This window comes from Phaeobacter sp. 11ANDIMAR09 (assembly GCF_001294455.1).
GTDB lineage: Bacteria > Pseudomonadota > Alphaproteobacteria > Rhodobacterales > Rhodobacteraceae > Pseudophaeobacter.
The window spans coordinates 123451-144127 of the sequence record NZ_LIKT01000004.1; the positions used below are offsets into that span (position 1 = coordinate 123451).

The 20677-nt window shown below is 60.1% G+C and carries 20 protein-coding genes; 10 read left to right on the plus strand and 10 right to left on the minus strand.

The window, feature by feature from the left end:
* Positions 1 to 84 precede the first annotated feature (84 nt).
* The 4 genes from AN476_RS04885 (at position 85) to AN476_RS04895 (ending at position 4574) form a co-directional block, all read left to right on the plus strand.
* Entirely contained in the window at positions 85 to 273 is a 189-nt protein-coding gene (locus tag AN476_RS04885) for a hypothetical protein (protein ID WP_054459862.1), read from the plus strand.
* A gap of 80 nt (positions 274 to 353) precedes the next feature.
* The gene (locus AN476_RS22805; protein ID WP_253279831.1) at positions 354 to 515 is read left to right on the plus strand and encodes a hypothetical protein; all 162 of its coding nucleotides are present in this window, start codon (positions 354 to 356) and stop codon (positions 513 to 515) included.
* A 96-nt stretch (positions 516 to 611) separates the two neighbouring features.
* A complete protein-coding gene (lysA, locus tag AN476_RS04890) occupies positions 612 to 1877 on the plus strand; it encodes a diaminopimelate decarboxylase (protein WP_054459863.1) in 1266 nt (421 codons plus the stop codon).
* Positions 1878 to 1940: 63 nt separating this feature from the next.
* On the plus strand, positions 1941 to 4574 hold the full coding sequence (locus AN476_RS04895) for a DUF4175 domain-containing protein (protein ID WP_054459864.1): 2634 nt from the start codon (positions 1941 to 1943) through the stop codon (positions 4572 to 4574).
* Between the two features lie 106 nt (positions 4575 to 4680).
* On the opposite strand, the gene AN476_RS04900 is transcribed toward AN476_RS04895, so the two are convergent.
* Complete coding sequence (locus AN476_RS04900; protein ID WP_054459976.1) at positions 4681 to 5664, minus strand: zinc-ribbon domain-containing protein; 984 nt, start codon at positions 5662 to 5664, stop codon at positions 4681 to 4683.
* A 203-nt stretch (positions 5665 to 5867) separates the two neighbouring features.
* Between AN476_RS04900 and AN476_RS04905 the strand changes: the two genes are divergently transcribed.
* The 5 genes from AN476_RS04905 to AN476_RS04925 are packed head-to-tail and all read left to right on the plus strand — an operon-like array spanning position 5868 to position 9004.
* Positions 5868 to 6545, plus strand: coding sequence for a cell division ATP-binding protein FtsE (locus tag AN476_RS04905; protein ID WP_054459977.1), 678 nt, complete (start codon positions 5868 to 5870; stop codon positions 6543 to 6545).
* Entirely contained in the window at positions 6542 to 7441 is a 900-nt protein-coding gene (locus tag AN476_RS04910; RefSeq protein WP_054459865.1) for an ABC transporter permease, read from the plus strand. The genes AN476_RS04905 and AN476_RS04910 overlap by 4 nt, the downstream gene beginning before the upstream one ends.
* The gene (locus AN476_RS04915; protein WP_054459866.1) at positions 7438 to 8178 is read left to right on the plus strand and encodes a 1-acyl-sn-glycerol-3-phosphate acyltransferase; all 741 of its coding nucleotides are present in this window, start codon (positions 7438 to 7440) and stop codon (positions 8176 to 8178) included. The genes AN476_RS04910 and AN476_RS04915 overlap by 4 nt, the downstream gene beginning before the upstream one ends.
* On the plus strand, positions 8165 to 8770 hold the full coding sequence (locus AN476_RS04920) for a pyridoxamine 5'-phosphate oxidase family protein (protein WP_054459978.1): 606 nt from the start codon (positions 8165 to 8167) through the stop codon (positions 8768 to 8770). The genes AN476_RS04915 and AN476_RS04920 overlap by 14 nt, the downstream gene beginning before the upstream one ends.
* A gap of 3 nt (positions 8771 to 8773) precedes the next feature.
* On the plus strand, positions 8774 to 9004 hold the full coding sequence (locus tag AN476_RS04925; protein WP_054459867.1) for a hypothetical protein: 231 nt from the start codon (positions 8774 to 8776) through the stop codon (positions 9002 to 9004).
* Positions 9005 to 9071: 67 nt separating this feature from the next.
* Here AN476_RS04925 and AN476_RS04930 read toward each other — a convergent pair whose 3' ends face one another.
* The 9 genes from AN476_RS04930 to sucC form a co-directional block, all read right to left on the minus strand.
* On the minus strand, positions 9072 to 9386 hold the full coding sequence (locus AN476_RS04930; RefSeq protein ID WP_054459868.1) for an EthD family reductase: 315 nt from the start codon (positions 9384 to 9386) through the stop codon (positions 9072 to 9074).
* 20 nt (positions 9387 to 9406) lie between these two features.
* The gene (locus AN476_RS04935) at positions 9407 to 9850 is read right to left on the minus strand and encodes a hypothetical protein (protein WP_253279832.1); all 444 of its coding nucleotides are present in this window, start codon (positions 9848 to 9850) and stop codon (positions 9407 to 9409) included.
* A gap of 155 nt (positions 9851 to 10005) precedes the next feature.
* Complete coding sequence (lpdA, locus tag AN476_RS04940) at positions 10006 to 11400, minus strand: dihydrolipoyl dehydrogenase (protein ID WP_054459870.1); 1395 nt, start codon at positions 11398 to 11400, stop codon at positions 10006 to 10008.
* A 90-nt stretch (positions 11401 to 11490) separates the two neighbouring features.
* Positions 11491 to 11880, minus strand: a complete 390-nt coding sequence (locus AN476_RS04945) for an MAPEG family protein (protein WP_054459871.1) — start codon at positions 11878 to 11880, stop codon at positions 11491 to 11493.
* Positions 11881 to 11983: 103 nt separating this feature from the next.
* Positions 11984 to 12283 carry a hypothetical protein gene (locus AN476_RS04950; RefSeq protein WP_054459872.1) on the minus strand — a complete coding sequence of 100 codons (300 nt, stop codon included), beginning with the start codon at positions 12281 to 12283 and terminating at the stop codon, positions 11984 to 11986.
* A gap of 157 nt (positions 12284 to 12440) precedes the next feature.
* Entirely contained in the window at positions 12441 to 13934 is a 1494-nt protein-coding gene (gene odhB, locus AN476_RS04955; protein ID WP_054459873.1) for a 2-oxoglutarate dehydrogenase complex dihydrolipoyllysine-residue succinyltransferase, read from the minus strand.
* Between the two features lie 11 nt (positions 13935 to 13945).
* Complete coding sequence (locus AN476_RS04960) at positions 13946 to 16897, minus strand: 2-oxoglutarate dehydrogenase E1 component (RefSeq protein WP_054459874.1); 2952 nt, start codon at positions 16895 to 16897, stop codon at positions 13946 to 13948.
* 274 nt (positions 16898 to 17171) lie between these two features.
* Positions 17172 to 18056, minus strand: a complete 885-nt coding sequence (gene sucD / locus AN476_RS04965) for a succinate--CoA ligase subunit alpha (protein ID WP_054459875.1) — start codon at positions 18054 to 18056, stop codon at positions 17172 to 17174.
* A 61-nt stretch (positions 18057 to 18117) separates the two neighbouring features.
* On the minus strand, positions 18118 to 19311 hold the full coding sequence (sucC, locus tag AN476_RS04970; protein WP_054459876.1) for an ADP-forming succinate--CoA ligase subunit beta: 1194 nt from the start codon (positions 19309 to 19311) through the stop codon (positions 18118 to 18120).
* Positions 19312 to 19530: 219 nt separating this feature from the next.
* On the opposite strand from sucC, the gene AN476_RS04975 reads away from it, so the two are divergent.
* Entirely contained in the window at positions 19531 to 20565 is a 1035-nt protein-coding gene (locus tag AN476_RS04975; protein ID WP_054459877.1) for a glycosyltransferase family 2 protein, read from the plus strand.
* The last annotated feature ends 112 nt before the right edge of the window (positions 20566 to 20677 follow it).

A 20677-nucleotide genomic window follows, 5' to 3' on the forward strand; every position in this document is an offset into this window, starting at 1 on the left:
ATTGGCCATGGGCGGCCTTGAAATGCTGCCCATGCTGCCCATCTAGGCTCAGTAAGAACCGGGCCGGTTTTTGGAGATGCCAGAATGAACAATTGGATGCTCAAACTGATTGGGATCGCCGTTTTGACCGGTGGTCTAAGCGCTTGTGGCGTTGATGGTGAACCCGTGCGCCCCTCGTTGAACGCAGGGGTTGGGGTTTCCAACAATGGCGTTCATGCCGGGGGATCTGTTGGGGTGCAAAAGGGACCGTTCAATCTCTCGTTTGGTTTCTGAGCCACGCGATCTGGCATCCGGAGTAGCCAGAGACGTCGCATAACAATTCGAAACGCCAAATGGGCAGGAGCCTTTATAAAATGATCCGATTTCTCTTGGTTCTGGGCTTCTTTGGCCTGTCCGCCTGTGACCTGCCGCAGTCCTATGCTGAACCTCCCAAGGCCGAAAAGGCGGATCCGGGCCCCTCTTCTGGGGTCAGCGTTTCGGGATATGCCCGTGTGGGCGTTTCTCACAATTTTTAACCCGTCGCATTTGTACCCATATTCTTGCTGACCAAAGCGCAATCGATGGCAGGGAATCATTTGCCAGTGCTGCCGGTTTTGGTCTAATCGCCCTTTATGGATCACTTTCTCTACCGCGACGGCGCGCTCTACGCCGAAGACGTGCCGGTTGCCGAGATCGCGGCTGCTGTGGGCACTCCGTTTTATGTCTATTCCACCGCAACCCTGTTGCGCCACTTTCGTCTGTTTGACGAGGCTCTGACTGGCATGGATCATCTGGTCTGCTATGCGATGAAAGCGGCCAGCAATCAGGCCATCCTCAAGACCCTGGCCCAGGCAGGCGCGGGCATGGATGTGGTCAGCCAGGGCGAATACCTGCGTGCCAAGTCGGCTGGGGTTCCTGGGGATCGAATCGTTTTCTCCGGTGTTGGCAAAACGGCCGAGGAAATCCGCTGTGCTCTGAGCGGCGGGATTCGTCAGTTCAATGTGGAATCTGAACCTGAAATGGCAGTGATCAATGCGGTGGCGCTGGAGCTGGGGCAGGTGGCGCCCATCACCATCCGGGTCAACCCCGATGTGGATGCCAAGACCCATGCCAAAATCGCCACTGGTAAATCCGAGAATAAATTTGGCATTCCAATTTCTCGTGCCCGTGAGGTCTATGCCCATGCTGCCACGCTGCCGGGGTTAAAGGTCATTGGCATTGATTGCCATATCGGCTCGCAGCTGACGGAACTGGAGCCCTTCCGTAAGGCCTATGAAAAGATCGCAGAACTGACCGAGAGCCTGCGCGCCGATGGCCATGACATTCACCGCCTTGATCTGGGCGGGGGTTTGGGCATTCCCTATACCCGTTCGAACGAGGCACCGCCGCTGCCGGTGGAATATGGTCAGCTGATCAAGGAGACGCTGGGGCATCTGGGCTGCGAGATCGAGATCGAGCCGGGCCGCCTGATTGCGGGGAATGCGGGCCTGATGGTCAGCAAGGTGATCTATGTGAAATCCGGTGAAGATCGCGAGTTCTTGATTGTTGATGGGGCGATGAATGATCTGATCCGCCCCGCCATGTACGAAGCGCATCACGATATCGTTGCAGTAAATGAGCCCGCTCCGGGGATTGAGAACCGCCCCTATGATATCGTCGGCCCGGTTTGCGAAACCGGCGATACCTTTGCCAAGGAACGCAATATGCCGCCGCTGAAGGCTGGGGATCTGATCGCCTTCCGCTCAGCCGGGGCCTATGGTGCGGTGATGGCCAGCGAATACAATTCGCGCCCGCTCATTCCCGAAGTTCTGGTGCATGGGGATCAATTTGCGGTTATTCGTGCACGGCCAGACTATGACGAAATGATAAACCGCGATAGCATTCCGGAGTGGCTCTGACAAAACCGGCTGATCCTGTCGCGTGTTGTGCCACATGCACGGCCCAAAGGAGGCAGAGCGGTAATGGCGCGCGCTGGCAAGACTGACCCGAGACTACAGCCCCTGCGCTGGCCTCTGCGGCTGACCCGGGGGGGGCTGTTTTGCGAACGCGTGTTGCGGGCCTTCTGGCCGCTGTTCTCTGTAGTGGCGGCATCGACGGCGATGCTGATGCTGGGGCTGCATGAGATTTTGCCCCGTGCCGTAGTTCTGGGCGGTGCTGGTGCGGCGCTGCTGGCTATGCTTGCCGGTCTGATTTTTGCGCTATGGCGCTTTCGTTTCCCAAATCAGGCCGAGGTTCTGGCGCGTTTGGATGCCAGCCTGCCCGGGCGTCCGGTCACGGCCCTGTTGGATGTGCAGGCAACGGGCGTCGAAGATAGCGCGACGGCGGCTTTGTGGCAGGCGCATCAGGTCCGTATGGCACGCGTTGCGGCCCACGCCAAAGCACCGGCCCCCAATCTGCGGCTTGCTGCTGCCGATCCCTATGCGCTGCGTTATGTGGCGCTGGTCTCGCTGCTCATTGCGCTGATCTTTGGCTCCTTCTGGCGTGTCGGCACTCTGTCAGCCATTGCGCCGGGGGGCGCAGAGGCTGGGCTGACCGGTCCCTCCTGGGAGGGCTGGATCGAGCCGCCGCGCTATACTGGCCTGCCCGTGCTCTATCTCAATGATCAGGCGGGGGAGGCGCTAGAGCTTGCCCAGGGCAGCCGTATCACCCTGCGGTTCTATGGTGAAGCCGGGGCCCTGACTCTGGCCCATAGCCTGTCGGTGCCGGATGAAACGGTCAGCGAGGAGCCCAGGCTTGAATATGACGTTGAGGTGCAACGCTCTGGCTCGCTTGAGATCCTGGGCCAGGGCGGGCAGCGTTGGGACATTGCAGTGCTGACGGATCAGCCGCCCCATGTTTCGATTACCGGATTGCCGGAACTGACCGAAGACGGCGCCTTGTCGCTGCCCTTCCTGGCGCAGGATGACTATGGGGTTGAGGGCGGAACGGTGCGGATTTCGCTGGACTATCTGGCCCTGTCGCGCCGACACGGGCTGGCACTGGAGCCGGAAACGCGCGGCGACATCGAATTGGACCTGCCGCTGCCGGTGAGCGGGTCTCGACAGGCCTTTGACGGGTTCCTGATCGAGGATTTCGCTGCGCACCCCTGGGCGAATTTGCCCGTGATCTTCAGCTTTTCTGTGCGCGATGCCGCCGGGCAGTCTTCGGTCTCCTCTGGGTTGGGGGCGCCTCTGGTTGCGCCACGTTTCTTTGATCCGCTGGCGGCGGCGGTAGCGGAGCAGCGGCGGGATCTGATCTGGACGCGGGGCAACAGCCTGCGCATCACCCGGGTGCTGCGGGCCCTGTCGCACCGCCCCGAGGACCTGTTTCGCGAGGCTGGGAGCTATCTGCAGATGCGGGGCATTCTGCACCGGTTGGAGGCTGCGGTGCAGCAGGGGGCTGCGGCGGGGCAACCTATTACCGACGGCCAGCAGGAGGAAAGCGCTGCCGCGCTCTGGGCTTTGGCGCAGAGCCTGGAAGAGGGCGATATTGGTGATGCGCTGGAGCGGATGCAGCGGGCCAAGGAACGCCTGAGCCAGGCCATGCGCGACGGGGCCAGCGATGAAGAAATTGCCCGCTTGATGCAGAAGCTGCGCGAAGCCACTCAGGATTATATGCGCCAGTTGCAACGCCAGGCACAGCGCGACAATCCCTCTGGGGAGAGCTCTGAGGCACAGGAAAACGGCATGACGCTGAGCCAGCAGGATCTGCAGGCGATGATGGACCGCATCCAGGAATTGATGGAACAGGGCCGCATGGCCGAGGCCGAACAGGCCTTGGAAGAGTTCCAACGCATGATGGAAAACATGCGGATGACCCAAAACCAGCAGGGGCAAAACGGCTCTGACGGCCAGCAAGCCATGGAGGAACTGGGCGAGACTTTGCAGCAGCAGCAGGGGCTGTCGGATCAGGCCTTCCGCGATTTGCAGGAACAGTTCAATCCCAATGCGCAGGCTGGTGAAAGCCAGAACAACGAGGGGCGCAGCGGTGGCCAGGGCCGGGGGCAACAGCACCAGGGCGGCTCGGGCGGCGAAGGCCAGTCAGGTCAGAACGGCAGTGAGGGCCAAAACGGCCAGGCGCCAGGTGGATCCGCGCAGGGCGGCGCTGATGGGGGCGGCACAGGTGCTGGCAGTCTGGCTGAGCAGCAGCAGGCCCTGCGCGATGCATTGCGGCGCCAGCAAGAGGGGCTGCCGCTGGGACAGGGAGGCGAGGGCGAAGCCACAGGAGAGGCGCTGGACCGCGCCGGAGAGGCGATGGAGGGGGCGGAAGAGGCTCTGCGCCAGGGAGATCTGGCCGAGGCGATTGACCGTCAATCAGAAGCCATGGAGGCGCTGCGCGAAGGTCTGCGTGCTCTGGGGGAGGCCATGGCACAGAACAATCAACAGCCAGGACAGCAACCGGGGCAGGGCGACAGCCAGTCCATGGGGCGGGCCGACCCCTTGGGCCGTGATCGCAATGCTGCGGGGCTGGGAGATCAGCTCAACTCGGAGTTCGGCAATGGCCGGGGACATCGTCGGGCCTGGGATCTGCTGGAAGAGCTGCGTCGCCGGATGGGCGAACAGGACCGTTCTGAGGACGAATTGCGCTATTTCGAACGCCTGCTGGATCAGTTCTGATCCGCTCAGCCGCCCTGGTGGGCAGGACGCGGCACTGAGACTGTCTCGCCAATCCTGGCTGGCCTGGCAGGTTGGCCGGGCGGGTTGGCCTGACTGAGGGGGCAGTCTAGAGCTGCGGGTTTTGCAAGGCTGAGACCTGCAGATCCAGCCAGAGGCGCATCTTATCCACCCAGGTCACATAGCTGCTGAGATAGGGATCGGCTTGCGGCAGGATCTCTGCAATCTGTGGCGCATTACTATAGACCATCACCAGGGCCAGCACCGCCAGGATTGCCAGAGCAAATCCACGGGTGAACCCGGATTTTCGGGCCGCTGGTGGTAAGGTGTCAGTGACAGGCGGCTGGGCGGTACTATCGGCCGCGCGCAGAGTCGAATTGATCTCTTCGATATCGGGCAGGACGCCTCGCTTTAGCCCGCTGGCCTCAGCGGCCAGTCGGCGGGGATCTTCGCCGCGGATGCGTGCCATACGATCCTGGGCCTGCCGGTTGCGCCGCGCCTCGTCATTCTCTGGCAGGTCATCCAAACCAAGGTTCGGCTGTATCTCCAATGACTGCGATTGATTTTGATCGGCGGCGCGCAGGCTGGCCTCACGCTCTGCCTCCTCGCGCAGAATATCGCTCAGGGCCGGGTCCAACCCACGGGGGGACTGCGGCGCGCTCGCCTCCTCTGCCGCTGGCATCGCTTCGGTTTGGTCGTATTGGTCCTGCGCGCCTGGATCTTCGGCTTGCGGCGCAGCATCGGTGCTCTCGACCTCTTCTGGACCGGTGTCGTCCCCAGATGTCGGCATCTCTGCGGCGGACTCTGAAGCGATTTCCACCTTGGCCACCGGAGCCTCGGCCCCTGAAACAGACGGGAATTCTGCCTCACCCTGTTGTTGTGAAGGGGAGGGGGTTGCCTCTGTCTGGGTCATGTCAGGGCTTGGTGCCTCTGACGTCGCAGCCTCTTCGGTCTCAGCCGCTGGCGTATAGCCTGCGGGATGCTGAAACCAGGTATCCCCGCAATTGGAACACTGCACATCACGGCCTTCTTCTGGAATGACGTCATCCGGCACTTCGTACTGGGCACCACAATTCGGGCATGTCAGACGCATAAAGATCTCCTTGACCCCGGCGGTCTCCGGGGAGCTGTCGGCAGTATTTTTAAATGACAATAGGCAGTTCGGCGCTTTGGCGAAAGGGTGAATTATGCCAAAGCAGCCACCGTGACAGGCCTGCATTGGCTGCTTTGAACCATGGCCCATTGAAACTGACGGGCTGCTGGGGCAAAACTGCTGAGCGCAAACAGGGGACAGTCGTGATAGAGCTGGAAAACGTTGGCTATAACTACGGAGGCGGGGAGCTGCTGAGCGATGTCTCGGTGAAGCTGGCGCCTGGGTCTTTTCATTTCCTGACCGGACCTTCGGGCGCGGGTAAGACCACCCTGTTGAAACTGTGCTATGGCGCGCTGACCCCGACTTCGGGCCGGGTGCGGGCCTTCAACATGGATGTGCAGGGGTTGGATCGGGATCAGATGGCGCATCTGCGCCGCCGGGTTGGTGTGGTGCATCAGGACTGCCGGTTTCTGGACCACCTGCCGGTGATCGAAAACATCGCGCTGCCTTTGATCGTTGCCGGCAAAGACCTGGCCCAGGAAGAGGCGAACCTACGGGAATTGCTGAATTGGGTGGGGCTGTCGCAGCGCGCCGATGCGCTGCCGCCGGAACTGTCCGGTGGCGAGCGGCAACGGGCGGCGCTGGCGCGGTCGGTGATCCTGTCACCGGATGTGATCATCGCCGATGAGCCCACGGGCAATGTTGATTGGGAAATGTCTCAGCGATTGTTGCAGCTCCTGGTCGAACTCAACCGGATGGGTAAGACCATTCTGGTGGCGACCCATGACATGGCTCTGATCCGGGCCGCCAAGAAACAGGTGCAGGCCCGGGTGTTGCGGATCTCGGCCAAACAGCTGATCCAAGCGGGGGCAGACCTATGAGCGAAGGACGGTTGCGCAAACTCATTGTGGGCGATGCCCAGGCGGACCGGGTGGTCCCCCCCAGCGGCTTTACGGCTCAGCTGACGCTGTTTGTCTCGGGCGCCATGGCCTTTCTGGCGGTCTTTGCCCTGGCCCTGTCGCTGGCCTCGGGGCGGTTGGCCAATCGCTGGGCGGATGAGCTGGCCCGGGCCGCGACCCTGCGGATCAATGCTCCCGCTGAACAGCGCCTGGCCCAGACCGAAGCGGCACTGACTTTGTTACGCCAAACCCCCGGCGTCGCCTCTGCCCGGGCCTTTACAGCCGAAGAACAGGCTGAGCTGCTGGCACCCTGGTTTGGCGCAGCCCTCCCCATCGACAGCCTGCCTGTGCCGCAGTTGATCGAGGTGATCGAAGGCGACCCCGGCTATGACGGCACTGGTCTGCGGCTGCGTCTGCAGGCTGAGGTGCCCGGCGCGGTGCTGGATGACCACACCCGCTGGCGCGCCCCGCTGGTGGATGCCGCCCGGGCTCTGCGCCGCCTGGGCGCGGTGTCCATCCTGCTGATTGCCGGGGCCACGGCAGCCATGATTACCCTGGCAGCCAATGCGGCCCTTGCGGCCAATGCTCAGGTGATCGAAGTGCTGCGACTGGTTGGGGCATTGGACAGCTATATCGCCCATGCCTTTGTGCGACGCTTTACGCTGCGCGCCCTTGGCGGGGCTGCTGCAGGTGTCGGATTGGGCATGATCGGAGTCTGGCTGATGCCGGCAGCCTCAAATGAAGGCGGGTTTTTGACTGGACTTGGCTTTCAGGGCTGGGCCTGGCTGCTACCGCTCCTGATCCCACCGCTGGGCGCGCTGGTCGCCTTTGCTGCTACAACCCGCGCGGCCAATAAACGTTTGGGAGATTTAACGTGAAATTTGCACTCCAGTGGCTCCGGTCATTCCTGTTTGTGTTTCAGATCTATTTCATGATGCCGATCTTTGGTCTGGTCTTTGCGCCCTGGGCCATCTTTAGCAAACGTGGCGCGCGGGCCTGCTGCAAGAGCTATTCGCGCTGGGTTTTCTGGACGGCGCGTTTGATGGTCGGCATCCGCTGCGAGGTGCGCGGCACACCGCCATCAGGGGAAGTGCTGATCGCGGCCAAGCATCAGTCCTTTTTGGATATCATGATGATCTTTACCGCGCTGCCCACGGCCAAGTTCATCATGAAAAAAGAGATCCTGCGCACCCCGGTGATTGGTCAATATGCGAAACTGCTGGACTGTGTCGCCGTGGATCGCGGCAAACGCGGTGCCGCGATTGAGAAAATGGTCATGGACGTCCAGGAGGGCCACCAGGAGGCAGGCCAGCTGATCATCTATTCCCAGGGCACCCGCGTGGCTCCAGGCGTCAAGGCCGACTATAAGGTGGGCACTGGGGTTCTCTATGAGCAATTGGCGCAGCCCTGCGTGCCGGTGGCGACCAATGTCGGCGTGCTCTGGCCGCGCACGGGGATTATGCGCAAGCCCGGGGTCGCGGTGGTCGAATTCCTCGACCAGATCGACGCGGGCCTGGAGCGCAAAGAATTCATGGAGCTCTTGGAAGCCCGAGTTGAAGCAAAATCCAATGCCTTGATGCGCGAAGTGGGGTTTGATCCTGATGCAGTATCTTAAGAAGATCGAAGACCTGGAGGCGCTCTACGGCAAGCCCGGCGCACCTTCGCTACGTAAAGTGGCGCGTCGCATGACGCCGCTCTATCGCAAATGGATCATGGCGTCCAAGCTTTGCATGTTGACCACTGTTGGCCCCGAAGGAACCGATGACAGCCCGCGCGGTGATGATGGCCCGGTGGTGCAGGAGTTGGACCCAGGCACCCTGGCCATGCCCGATTGGCGCGGCAACAACCGGCTGGATTCGCTGCGTAACATCATCCGCGATGGGCGGGTCTCGCTGATGTTTTTGGTGCCCGGATCGAACAATGTTGTGCGCGTCAATGGCACGGCGCAGGTGACTGCCGATGCGGATCTGCGTGCCCGATTTGAGAAAAAAGGCAAACTGCCCGCCACGGTCATCGTCATTGCGATTGACGAGATCTACAGCCAATGCGCCCGCGCCATGCTGCGGGCAGGCACCTGGAGCGGTCTGGATGAAAGCAAGGGCCTGCCCAGCATGGGCGAGATCCTGGCCGAGCAGACCGATGGCGAAGAAGGCGGCAAGGACTATGACCAAGCCTGGGGGGCGCGTGCCGCCCAGACCATGTGGTGATTCATGGAGCCGGTAGAGACAGGGTCTAATGCCAGCGCCGCGCTGATCTGGATCGGCTGCTACCTGGCGATCTGGGGGCTGCTCTTGTGGTTGTCGCCTCAGTTCCGCGAGGGTTTTGTCGACTGGCTGCGCTTGAAAGACCCCATTGGCTGGCGGTTTTGGCGGCAAAACATCCTGTTTGCCGCCTTCAGCCTTGGCTATCTGGCCGTTGGCCTGTTGTTTATGGGCCTCTGAACGAATAATTGCTGCCGGGGACTTGCGAGCCTCCCGGCAAATGGGGGGCTGGCGATTGAGCGACTGATCAGCCGTGGATCAAATCGCCAATCAGGATCTGGGGCCGGACATTGGTGAAATTGGGCACGTCATCCACGATCACGCCGCCGGTTTCGGACATGGCTTTGTCGAGCGCTTCCATGTCTGGGAAGGTGATGGTGGCGATGGCCAGATAGGCCGGCGGGACATCAGGACCGCTGGCCAGACCTTTGGTCACTTCGACGCCTTCGATCACTTCGCCCCAATGTTCCTGCACCAGCGGCAGATGGGTCTCGAGATAGTAGTCATAATCAAAAACCGCGTCTTCACGAGCGGGGTAAATCACTTGCAGGGTGGTGGGCATTGGACTGTGTCCTCTCTTGGTCAGTTGTCACCAGGATCGGCCTTATGGCGCGGGGATGCAAGAAAGAGAGTACTTCCTGACGACTCTCCCCAATCGGGAGTGGCCCAAAAAAAGACACCCCAACGGTCAGGCGAAAAGGATGAGCCCTGCATCCATCCCTTACTGATCGAATTTGGGCCCATGGTGGCCTTGGGGTCATAGGATAACTCCGGGAATTCGTCCGCTACGATGGTTTCCACGAGATTGAGCAAATCTTCGGCGTCTTCATGGGACAGGGCAAATGGATGAACGGTGTCGATACTGCATTTACTAGCTTTTAGAGACAGATAGCTGGCGGTTTCATTGAAAATCCAACGCGTCTCTGCCAGGTCGCTACTCTCTGCGACAAATTCGGCTAAAGCCTTGGGGCGCATGTTTTCACCGCGGTGATGTGGCAGGCAAAACTCAACAAAGAGCCTGGCCATGCCCTCTGCTCGACTGGGGCGGGGCCAAAGCTGTGAAGCCGAGAGAAATCCGATTACCAGGCCGGTTAGAACAACCGGGATCAATACTTGTTTTTTCAAATGGGGGCTCGGTTTAAAAACGCCCCGGCTTGGAAAAAGCCGGGACGCTGTTGGGTTTAGCTGTGGATGGCGCCGTCGCCGCAGGCGAGGGCGGCTTCACGCACCGCCTCGGAATAGGTCGGGTGGGCGTGGCAGGTCAGCGCGATATCCTCGGCTGAAGCGCCGAACTCCATCGCCACACAGATCTCGTGGATCATGTCACCGGCGGCGGGGCCAATGATGGCGGCGCCCAGGACGCGATCGGTTTCCTTGTCCACGATGATTTTGACAAATCCACCCTCGGCCTGATGCACGGCCTTGGCGCGGGCATTGGCCATGAAGTTGAACTTGCCAACCTTGATCTTGCGACCCTCGGCTTTGAGCGCGTCTTCGGTGGCGCCAACGGTGGCGACCTCGGGGGTGGTGTAGACCACCCCTGGGATGACGCCATAGTTCACATGACCATGTTTGCCCGCGATCACATCGGCAACCGCCATGCCCTCGTCCTCGGCCTTATGGGCCAGCATTGGGCCCTCAATGACGTCGCCGATGGCATAGATGCCGGGCACATTGGTGCGCCACTGAGCGTCGGTGGCGATCTGGCCGCGCTCGGTCAGCTTGACGCCCAGAGCATCAAGGCCCAGGCCCTCGGCATAGGGTTTGCGCCCTGTTGCCATCAGCACCACATCGGCGTCGATCACCTCTTCGGTCTCGGGACTCTTCTTCAGAGCATATTTGACCTTGGCCTTGGTCTTGGAGGCCTCAACCCCCTGAACGGCAGCGCCCATGATGAAGTTCAGACCCTGTTTCTCCAGGATGCGCTTGAAGCCGCGCTGCACGTCCTTGTCCATGCCGGGGCAGACCGCATCCATGTATTCGACCACGGTGACCTCTGCGCCAAGACGGGCATAGACCGAGCCCAGCTCCAGGCCGATCACACCAGCGCCGATGACGACCATTTTCTTTGGCACCTTGGGCAGGTCCAGCGCGCCGGTGGAGGTGACCACAAACTTTTCGTCCACCTCGACCCCGGGCAGGGCGGCGGGCACCGAGCCGGAGGCTATGACGATATTCTTGGTCTCGTGGGTCTCGTCACCGACCTTGACTTGACCGGCGGCAGGGATCGAGGCCCAGCCCTTGATCCAGTCGATCTTGTTCTTTTTCATCAGGAATTCGATGCCGCCAGTGTTCTGGCCGACAACCTCTTCCTTGTAGGATTTCATCTGGTTCCAATCGACCGAAGGGCTTTTGCCTTTGAGACCCATGCCGGCAAAGTTGTGCTCGGCTTCGTGCAGCATATGGGTGGCATGCAACAGCGCCTTGGAAGGGATACAGCCGACGTTAAGGCAGGTGCCGCCGAGGGTCTCGCGGCCCTCCACGATGGCGGTCTTGAGGCCCAGCTGGGCGCAGCGGATGGCGCTGACATAGCCGCCGGGGCCTGCACCGATGATGATGACGTCGTAGCTTGCCATTTTTGTGGTCCTTTGTGCTTGGCTGGGGAGGGGGCTCTGCCCCCGGCCCGATTGGGCCTCCCCCGGAATATTTGTTGGAAAGATGAAAGCCTAGATGAGGGCGGCGATCAACATGGATGTGGTGGCCAGAAGGCCGATAAACCAGATCACCGACCGCCAGGGGGAGAGCCCCAGGGCATAGGCGGGGACATAGGCGATACGCGCTGCGAGGTAGATCCAGGCGCAGGTCTGGGTGGTTGTGGTGGATTGCGCGCCAAGGGTCACGACCAGGCAGGCCACGGTGAAGAGAATGAGCCCTTCAAAGTGATTTTCCATCGCGCGTTTGAAGCGGCCTGCTTTGCCGGTCAGTGTGACCGGTTCGTCGCGCGGGCCGAGGGCGGTGCGGCGGCTGACCTGTTGGTTGGCGGTAAAGGAATAGGCGCCAAACTGCAGGACCTGCAGCAGGGCGGCGAGGGTGAGGACTGTGAGTTCAGTGGTCATAGGCATCAATTACAATCTGTATTGAGGGGCAATGTCAGGTCGTTTCGGCCGCTGATCGGCTCTGCCATCTGCACGAGGCAGACAAGGCCCCAGAGCTGGAAATTCATTGAGTTGGACCGCCTTCAAGTTTGACACTCTCGACCTCTTCCTGGCGACCGTTGATGGCACTGAGGGCGATGAAAATCATTATCACCATCAAAACCCCGGTACCGAACGTTGGTTCGCCTTTGTTTGGGTCCTCAGTTATGACCCAGCCCAACAAGCCAAATGCGATAGATGTGAGCACCATTACAGCAAAAAAGACAGGCACGAGCAGGAAGAAAAAACGCCTATTGCGGGATTTTCCAGTCAGAAAGAGGTGTGTTCCGCAGGTTCCGCAAAGGTGAAAATCGGTCTTGTTCACACCTCTCCACGGGTTGGTTCGCATCATAGCCAACGTTGACTGGATGCGCCCGCAATCGGGGCACTTTATCCCGCACCAGCGCGCCCAATAGCTGGGTCTTTCACCAATTTTGGGCGCGCTGATTTTATAGGGTTGGCTAGGAAACCCCCGCAAAGGTTTACAGATCCATCAGCAGGCGGCGGGGATCTTCCAGGGCTTCCTTGACGCGGACCAGGAAGGTCACAGCGCCTTTGCCGTCGACGATGCGGTGGTCATAACTCAGCGCCAGATACATCATCGGGCGGATCACCACTTCACCGTTGATCGCCATCGGGCGGTCCTGGATCTTGTGCATGCCAAGGATACCGGACTGCGGCGGGTTCAGGATCGGCGAGGACATCAGCGAGCCATAGACGCCACCGTTGGAGAGCGTGAAGGTGCCGCCCTGCATATCCGCCATCGAGAGCTTTCCATCGCGGGCCAGTTTGCCCTTGGCAGAGATGGCTTTTTCGATTTCGGCAAAGGACATCGCGTCGGCATCACGGATGACCGGGACCACCAGACCTGTGGGGGTGCCGGCGGCAACGCCCATGTTGACGTAGTTTTTGTAGACGATGTCGGTGCCGTCGATCTCGGCGTTGACCTCGGGCACTTCTTTCAGGGCATGGCAGCAGGCCTTGGTGAAGAATGACATGAAGCCCAGACGCACGCCGTGCTTCTTCTCAAACTGGTCCTTGTACTGGCTGCGCAGGGCCATGACCTCGCCCATGTCCACCTCGTTATAGGTGGTGAGCATGGCGGCGGTGTTCTGGCTGTCCTTCAGGCGCTTGGCGATGGTCTGACGCAGGCGGGTCATCTTGACCCGTTCCTCGCGGGCGGCGTCACTTGCAGCCACTGGTGCGCGTGGTGCTGCGGGGGCAGCGGCAGGGGTTGCAGCCGCGGCGGCAACGGCGCGGGCGACATCGTCTTTCATGATGCGGCCATCGCGTCCGGTGCCTGCAACATTGGCGGCAGCGATCCCGGCCTCGGCCATGGCCTTTTCCGCCGATGGCGCATTGGCGATGTCCTTGCCTGCGGCGGCAGGAGCAGCAACCGCAGCAGGCGCTGCGGTTGGCGCCGCCGCTGCGCCAGAGCCAGAGATCACACCGAGTTTGGCGCTGGCTTCAACCGTGGCGCCTTCGGCGGCTGTGATTTCTGTCAGAACACCAGCTGCGGGCGACGGCACTTCGACGGACACCTTGTCGGTTTCCAGCTCGCAGAGCATTTCGTCCTGCGCGACGCTGTCGCCGACCTTCTTGAACCAGACAGAGACAGTGGCCTCACTCACGGATTCGCCCAGAGTGGGGACCATGACATCTGTGACAGCACCTGCATCCGCAGGGGCAGAAGCAGCCGGTGCGGATGCAGCGGCAGGTGCTGGGTCGGCAGTGGCACCCGCAGCGGAGATATTGGCCAGCAGGGCGTCAACGCCAACAGTGTCGCCTTCGTTAGCGACGATTTCGGCCAACACGCCAGCGGCTGGAGCAGGCACCTCTACGGTGACCTTGTCTGTTTCCAGCTCACAGAGCATTTCGTCCTGCGCGACACTGTCACCGGGTTTTTTGAACCAGGTGGCAACAGTGGCTTCGGTTACGGATTCGCCCAGGGTGGGCACGCGAACTTCGGTGGTCATGTCTGTCTTCCTCAGATGCTCAGCGCGTCGTTCACGAGCGCAGCTTGTTGGGCTTTATGTTGGCTGGCGAGACCGGTGGCCGGCGACGCCGAGGTGGCGCGGCCCACATATTGGGGCCGGGTGTGCTTGGCCTTGATGCGGCTCAGCACCCATTCGATATTGGGTTCGATGAAGGTCCAGGCCCCTTGGTTCTTGGGTTCTTCCTGACACCAGACCATTTCGGCCTGTTTGAAGCGCTCCAGCTCTTTCACCATCGAGATGGCGGGGAAGGGATAGAACTGTTCGATCCGCATCAGATAGATGTCGTCGATGCCACGGGCGTCGCGCTCTTCCAGCAGATCATAATAGACCTTGCCCGAGCACATGACGACGCGCTTGATCTTATCATCCGCTGCCAGTTTGGTGTCGGAATTGCCCTGCTGGGCATCGTCCCACAGCACCCGGTGGAAGCTGGAACCGGTGGTGAATTCCTCGGCCTTGCTCACTGCCAGCTTGTGACGCAGCAGCGATTTTGGGGTCACCAGCATCAGCGGTTTGCGGAAGGAACGGTGCAACTGGCGGCGCAGGATATGGAAGTAGTTGGCTGGTGTGGTGCAATTGGCAACAATCCAGTTGTCCTGACCACACATCTGCAGGAAACGCTCCAGACGGGCAGAGGAGTGCTCAGGCCCCTGGCCTTCAAACCCGTGGGGCATCAGACAGACCAGCCCGGACATCCGCAGCCATTTGCTTTCGCCCGAGGAGATGAACTGGTCAAACATGATCTGGGCGCCATTGGCAAAATCGCCAAACTGCGCTTCCCAAAGGGTCAGAGCGTTTGGTTCCGCCAGCGAGTAGCCATATTCAAAACCCAGAACCGCATATTCCGACAGGGCTGAATCGATCACATCATAATGTGACTGACCTGGGCGGATATTGTTGAGCGGGAAGTACCGCTCTTCGGTTTCCTGGTTGATGATACCGGAGTGACGCTGCGAGAAGGTGCCACGAGTGGCATCCTGACCAGCCAGACGCACCGGGTAGCCTTCGGTCAGAAGCGATCCAAAGGCCAGGGCTTCGCCGGTTGCCCAGTCAAAGCCGGTCCCGCTTTCGAACATCTTGCCGCGTGTCGCCAAAAAGCGGCCGACGGTCTTATGCATCGGGAAACCCTCGGGCACCGAGGCCAGGCTCTTGCCGATTTCCGCCATGGTTTCCGGTGCGATGGCGGTGGCACCACGCTGGTAATCGGCATCCTTTTTGTCCAGATGCGACCAGCGCCCATCCAGCCAGTCGGCCTTGTTGGGTTTGTAATCTTTGCCGATCTCGAACTCTTCGTTCAGATGCGCCTGGAACGAGGCCTTCATGTCCTCGATCTCGCCCTCGGGGATCAACCCGTCTTTGACCAGACGTTCGGTGTAGAGGCTGAGCGTGGTTTTGTGGCCCTTGATCTTTTTGTACATCAACGGATTGGTGAACATGGGCTCGTCGCCCTCGTTGTGACCAAAGCGACGGTAGCAGAAGATGTCGAGAACCACGTCCTTGTGGAACTTCTGGCGGAACTCGGTGGCCACTTTGGCGGCATGCACCACGGCTTCCGGGTCATCACCATTGACGTGGAAGATCGGCGCTTCAACCACCAGAGCATTGTCGGTGGGATAGGGCGAAGAGCGCGAGAAATGCGGCGCAGTGGTGAAACCGATCTGGTTGTTCACCACGATATGCATGGTGCCGCCTGTCTTGTGACCTTTGAGGCCGGACAGGGCAAAGCACTCTGCAACAACACCCTGGCCCGCGAAAGCAGCATCACCGTGCAGCAGGATTGGCAGGACCTTCATGCGGCTATCGTCGTGTTTCTGATCCTGTTTGGCGCGGACCTTGCCCAGAACCACCGGGTTTACCGCCTCCAGGTGCGAGGGGTTGGCGGTCAGGCTGAGGTGGACGTTGTTGCCGTCAAATTCACGGTCCGAGGAGGCGCCGAGGTGGTATTTGACGTCCCCGGAGCCATCGACATCCTCAGGCTTGAAGCTGCCGCCCTGGAATTCGTTGAAGATGGCGCGATAGGGTTTCTGCATCACATTGGCCAGCACCGACAGGCGACCCCGGTGGGGCATGCCGATGACGATCTCTTCGACGCCCAGATTACCACCACGTTTGATGATCTGCTCCATCGCCGGGATCAGGCTTTCGCCGCCATCCAGACCAAAGCGTTTGGTACCCATGTATTTCACATGCAGGAATTTCTCAAAACCCTCGGCCTCAACCATCTTGTTGAGGATTGCCTTACGGCCTTCGCGGGTGAATTTGATTTCCTTGTCGTAGCCCTCGATGCGCTCTTTCAGCCAGGCCGATTGCGCCGGGTCAGAGATATGCATGTATTGCAGCGCAAAGGTGCCGCAATAGGTGCGCTTCACGATGTCGACGATCTGGCGCATGCTGGCGACCTGCAGGCCCAGCACATTGTCGATAAAGATCGGGCGATCCATATCCGCTTCGTTAAAGCCATAGCTTTGCGGGTCCAGCTCGGGATGTGGCTCATCCGAGCGCATGGCCAGCGGATCAAGATCGGCGGCCAGATGGCCACGAATACGGTAGGCGCGGATCAGCATTAGGGCGCGAATAGAATCAAGCACGGCGCGCTGGATCTGCTCTTGCGAGACTTCGACACCAGCCTTTTCGGCCTTTGCTGCAATCTTCTTGCCCGCGGATTTGGCCTCAACCGGAGCGGGCCATTCACCTGTCAGGGCTGCTGTCAGATCATCATTGGGAGCCGGGGGCCAGTCGCCGCGCGCCCAGGAGGGGCCTGCGGCTTCGGCTTTCACATCCGGCTCAGCATCGCCCATCTGGCGGAAGAACTCGGCCCAGGCGGCATCTACCGCTGAGGGGTCGGTGGCGTATTGCGCGTAGAGCTGTTCAAGATATTCGGCATTGTGCCCCTGCATAAAGGAGGAGGCGTGGAACAGGTCGTTGGAGGAGGTGTCTGTCATGGGTGTTCTCACTGCAGAGGATCAGAGACTGGGTTGCGAAATAGAGCAGATTTGGTCGGTCAAATGGCTTTGACCGAAGGGTATAAGGCAGATGTGTTTCGCAATGCTTACGGAGATTTGTGCAGAGGGCGTGCGCATGGCACGGCCGGTCGACAGGCCTGCAGTTACCTGTTGTGTGTTTCGAAAGCCCAGAATTTTGGGTGCCTGCGTCATGTGTGCCTGCCGGTTTCGAGTGGGGAGGCCGGGGCGCGTTCTACGCCCCGGCTGGTAGTCTTTAGCCTTTGATCGCTTTCAGCACGGCTTCGCCCAGGCCCGCGGGGCTTTCGGCGACAACGATGCCAGCGGAGCGCATGGCTTCGATCTTATCCTCGGCACCACCTTTGCCACCGGCAACAATCGCGCCAGCGTGGCCCATGCGGCGGCCGGGAGGGGCTGTACGGCCGGCGATGAAACCCGCTACCGGCTTCCAGCGGCCTTTTTTCTTCTGCTCGGCGAGGAACTCAGCAGCTTCTTCTTCTGCGGAGCCACCGATTTCACCGATCATGATGATGGATTCTGTTTCATCATCGTCCAGGAACAGGTCCAGCACGTCGATATGCTCGGTGCCTTTGATGGGGTCGCCACCAATGCCCACGGCCGAAGACTGGCCCAAACCAATGTCAGAAGTCTGTTTCACAGCTTCATAGGTTAGGGTGCCGGAGCGCGATACAACACCCACGCTCCCGCGTTTGTGAATATGGCCGGGCATAATGCCGATCTTGCAGGCGTCAGGGGTGATCACGCCGGGGCAGTTGGGGCCGATCAGGCGCGATTTGGACCCTTCCAGCGCGCGCTGAACCCGCATCATGTCCAGCACCGGAATGCCTTCGGTGATGCAGACGATCAGTTCCATCTCAGCGTCGATCGCCTCGAGGATCGAGTCAGCGGCAAAGGGGGGCGGCACGTAGATGACGGAGGCATTGGCCTCGGTCACGTGCTTGGCTTCGTGCACGGAGTTAAAGACCGGCAGGCCCAGGTGGTCTATACCGCCTTTGCCTGGGGTCACACCGCCGACCATTTTGGTGCCATAGGCAATGGCCTGTTCAGAGTGAAAGGTGCCCTGCGAGCCGGTGAAGCCCTGACAGATGACCTTGGTGTTTTCGTCGATGAGGACTGCCATTTGGCGTTCTCCTTAGAATACTGTGCTTTGGGGAAAGGTGGGTTGTCACCCACCCCAAGGATTAGCCTTTGACTGCTTTGACGATCTTTTCAGCACCATCAGACAGGTTGTCGGCTGCGATCACGTCAAGACCAGAGGTGTTGATGATCTCTTTGCCGGCTTCCACATTGGTGCCCTCAAGGCGGACTACCAGCGGAACCTGCAGGCCGACTTCCTTCACCGCGGCAACCACGCCCTCGGCAATCACATCGCAGCGCATGATGCCGCCGAAGATGTTGACCAGGATGCCTTTGACCTGTGGGTCCGAGGTGATGATCTTGAAGGCCTCGGTGACTTTCTCTTTGGTGGCGCCGCCACCTACGTCGAGGAAGTTTGCAGGCTCGGCACCATACAGTTTGATGATGTCCATGGTGGCCATCGCCAGCCCCGCGCCGTTCACCATGCAGCCGATCTCACCGTCGAGCGCGATGTAGTTCAGGTCATACTTGGAAGCTTCCAGCTCTTTGGAGTCTTCTTCGGTGGTGTCGCGCAGCTCGGCTACATCGGGGTGACGGTACATGGCGTTGCCGTCAAAGCTGACCTTGGCGTCGAGCACTTTCAGATCACCGGTGTCGGAGACGATCAGCGGGTTGATTTCCAGCATCTCCATGTCTTTGTCGGTAAAGGCTTGGTACAGCTGGCCCATCAGTTTGACGCATTGTTTGATCTGCTGACCTTCCAGGCCCAGCGAGAAGGCGATGCGACGGCCGTGGAAGGCCTGATAGCCGGTGGCCGGATCAACTGAGAAGGACAGGATTTTCTCAGGGGTTGCTGCCGCAACCTCTTCAATGTCCATGCCACCCTCGGTGGAGCAGACAAAAGAGATGCGCGAGGTCTGGCGATCCACCAGCAGCGCCAGGTACAATTCGGTCTGAATGCCTGAGCCCGCTTCGATATAGATGCGGTTGACCTGCTTGCCCACTGAGCCGGTCTGATGGGTGACCAGGGTGCGGCCCAGCATCTTCTTGGCTTCTTCCGAGGCTTCCTCGACCGATTTGGTCAGGCGGACACCGCCTTTTTCACCGGCATCGGCTTCTTTGAAGGAGCCCTTGCCGCGACCGCCGGCATGGATCTGCGCCTTTACCACCCAAAGCGGGCCGTCAAGCTCGCCTGCTGCGGTTTTGGCTTCGTCGGCCTTTAGCACGACGCGGCCGTCTGAAACAGGCGCTCCGTAGCTGCGAAGGAGGGCCTTGGCCTGATATTCGTGGATGTTCATGAGAAACTGTCCCGTCTGGCTTCAATTATCTTTGTCATAACGCCGTCATATGCCAAACATTTAAAGGTTTTTCTTAGGCAGAGTGGAAATTTCCCGAAGATTTTCAATATTTGTGATCACGGTTTTTTGGGGTGTGATCACATACGCCGCCTAACAGGACTCTTGCCGTGGCGAATCAATTCGAGCAATATGGCTTTAATAAAAATTGAGGCAAAAGCCATGAGCATGTATTATACGGAAGCGGGCTCCGCAACTTGGGGCACCGTCTGCACGGCGCGTGAAACGCCAGAGTTATTGGCAGCTTTTGCCGCGCATCACGCAGCAATTGGGGCCAGCAAGGTCTATCTCTATCTCGACGAACCATCGCCACGGGCCCTGGAGCTGTTGGCGGTTATCCCGGCGGTCGATGTTACCGTCTGTGATCAGGCCTATTGGGCCCGTGTCAACAATGGACGCCCGCGCAGCCAGGAAGGCCGTCAGATCGTCAATGCCCAGGATGCCCTGCGCCGCGCCGAAGTGGACTGGTTGCTGCATATTGATGCGGATGAGTTCCTGTCGCCGCAGCGCGATCTCAGCCTGGAGCTTTCGCAGGTGCCCAGCGGCATTGAATACCTACACCTGGAAATGCGCGAGCGTGCCTTTGTTGGCAATAGGCCCCCAGAAACGATCTTTGATGGTGCCTTCCGTGTGCCCATTGGACAGGAGCAGCGGGTGCTGCGGCTTATCTATGGTCCGGGATTCGGCTTCACCAATGGGGGTTTTGCCGGTCAGACCGCCGGGAAGAGCCTGGTCCGGGTCAAGGATTGCGATCTGCTGATGGGCATCCACCGTCCCCGGGTTCCTTCGGCGCAGGCGCGCGAACGCCCTATGGGCCTAGCGTGCCAATCTGCAGTCTTGCTGCATTTTGAAGGGCTGACTCCGGCCCATTGGATGGCCAAAATCACCCGCTACAGCCAAACGGCCCGCTACAGCCAGGGCGATCTTTTGGGGCGGCATCAAAAACGCCAGGTGAATTACCTGATCCGCAACAACTGGAGCGCTGAGGCGCTGCGCAAGCTGCATGATCTGCTGAAGGTCATTGATGAGCCAACCGAAACACGGCTGCGCGGTCTGGGGGTGCTGGAAACATCGTCGGTCAACCCCAGCTACGGGTTGCGGGTCTTTGGTCTGGGGGCTGAAGTCGATCTGTCGGTTGAGTGCTCCGACCGGGGCTGGGTCGACTGGGCACCGGGAATTCTGAGCTACGCCGCCTGACTGGGGCGCCTGTCACGCAGGCTGATCCGCCCCCGCGCGCGCGAGAGCGCCGTGCCAAGGTTTCGCGCCAGGACAGCGATGAGGTTAATCCCCTGGATCAGACACAAAAAAG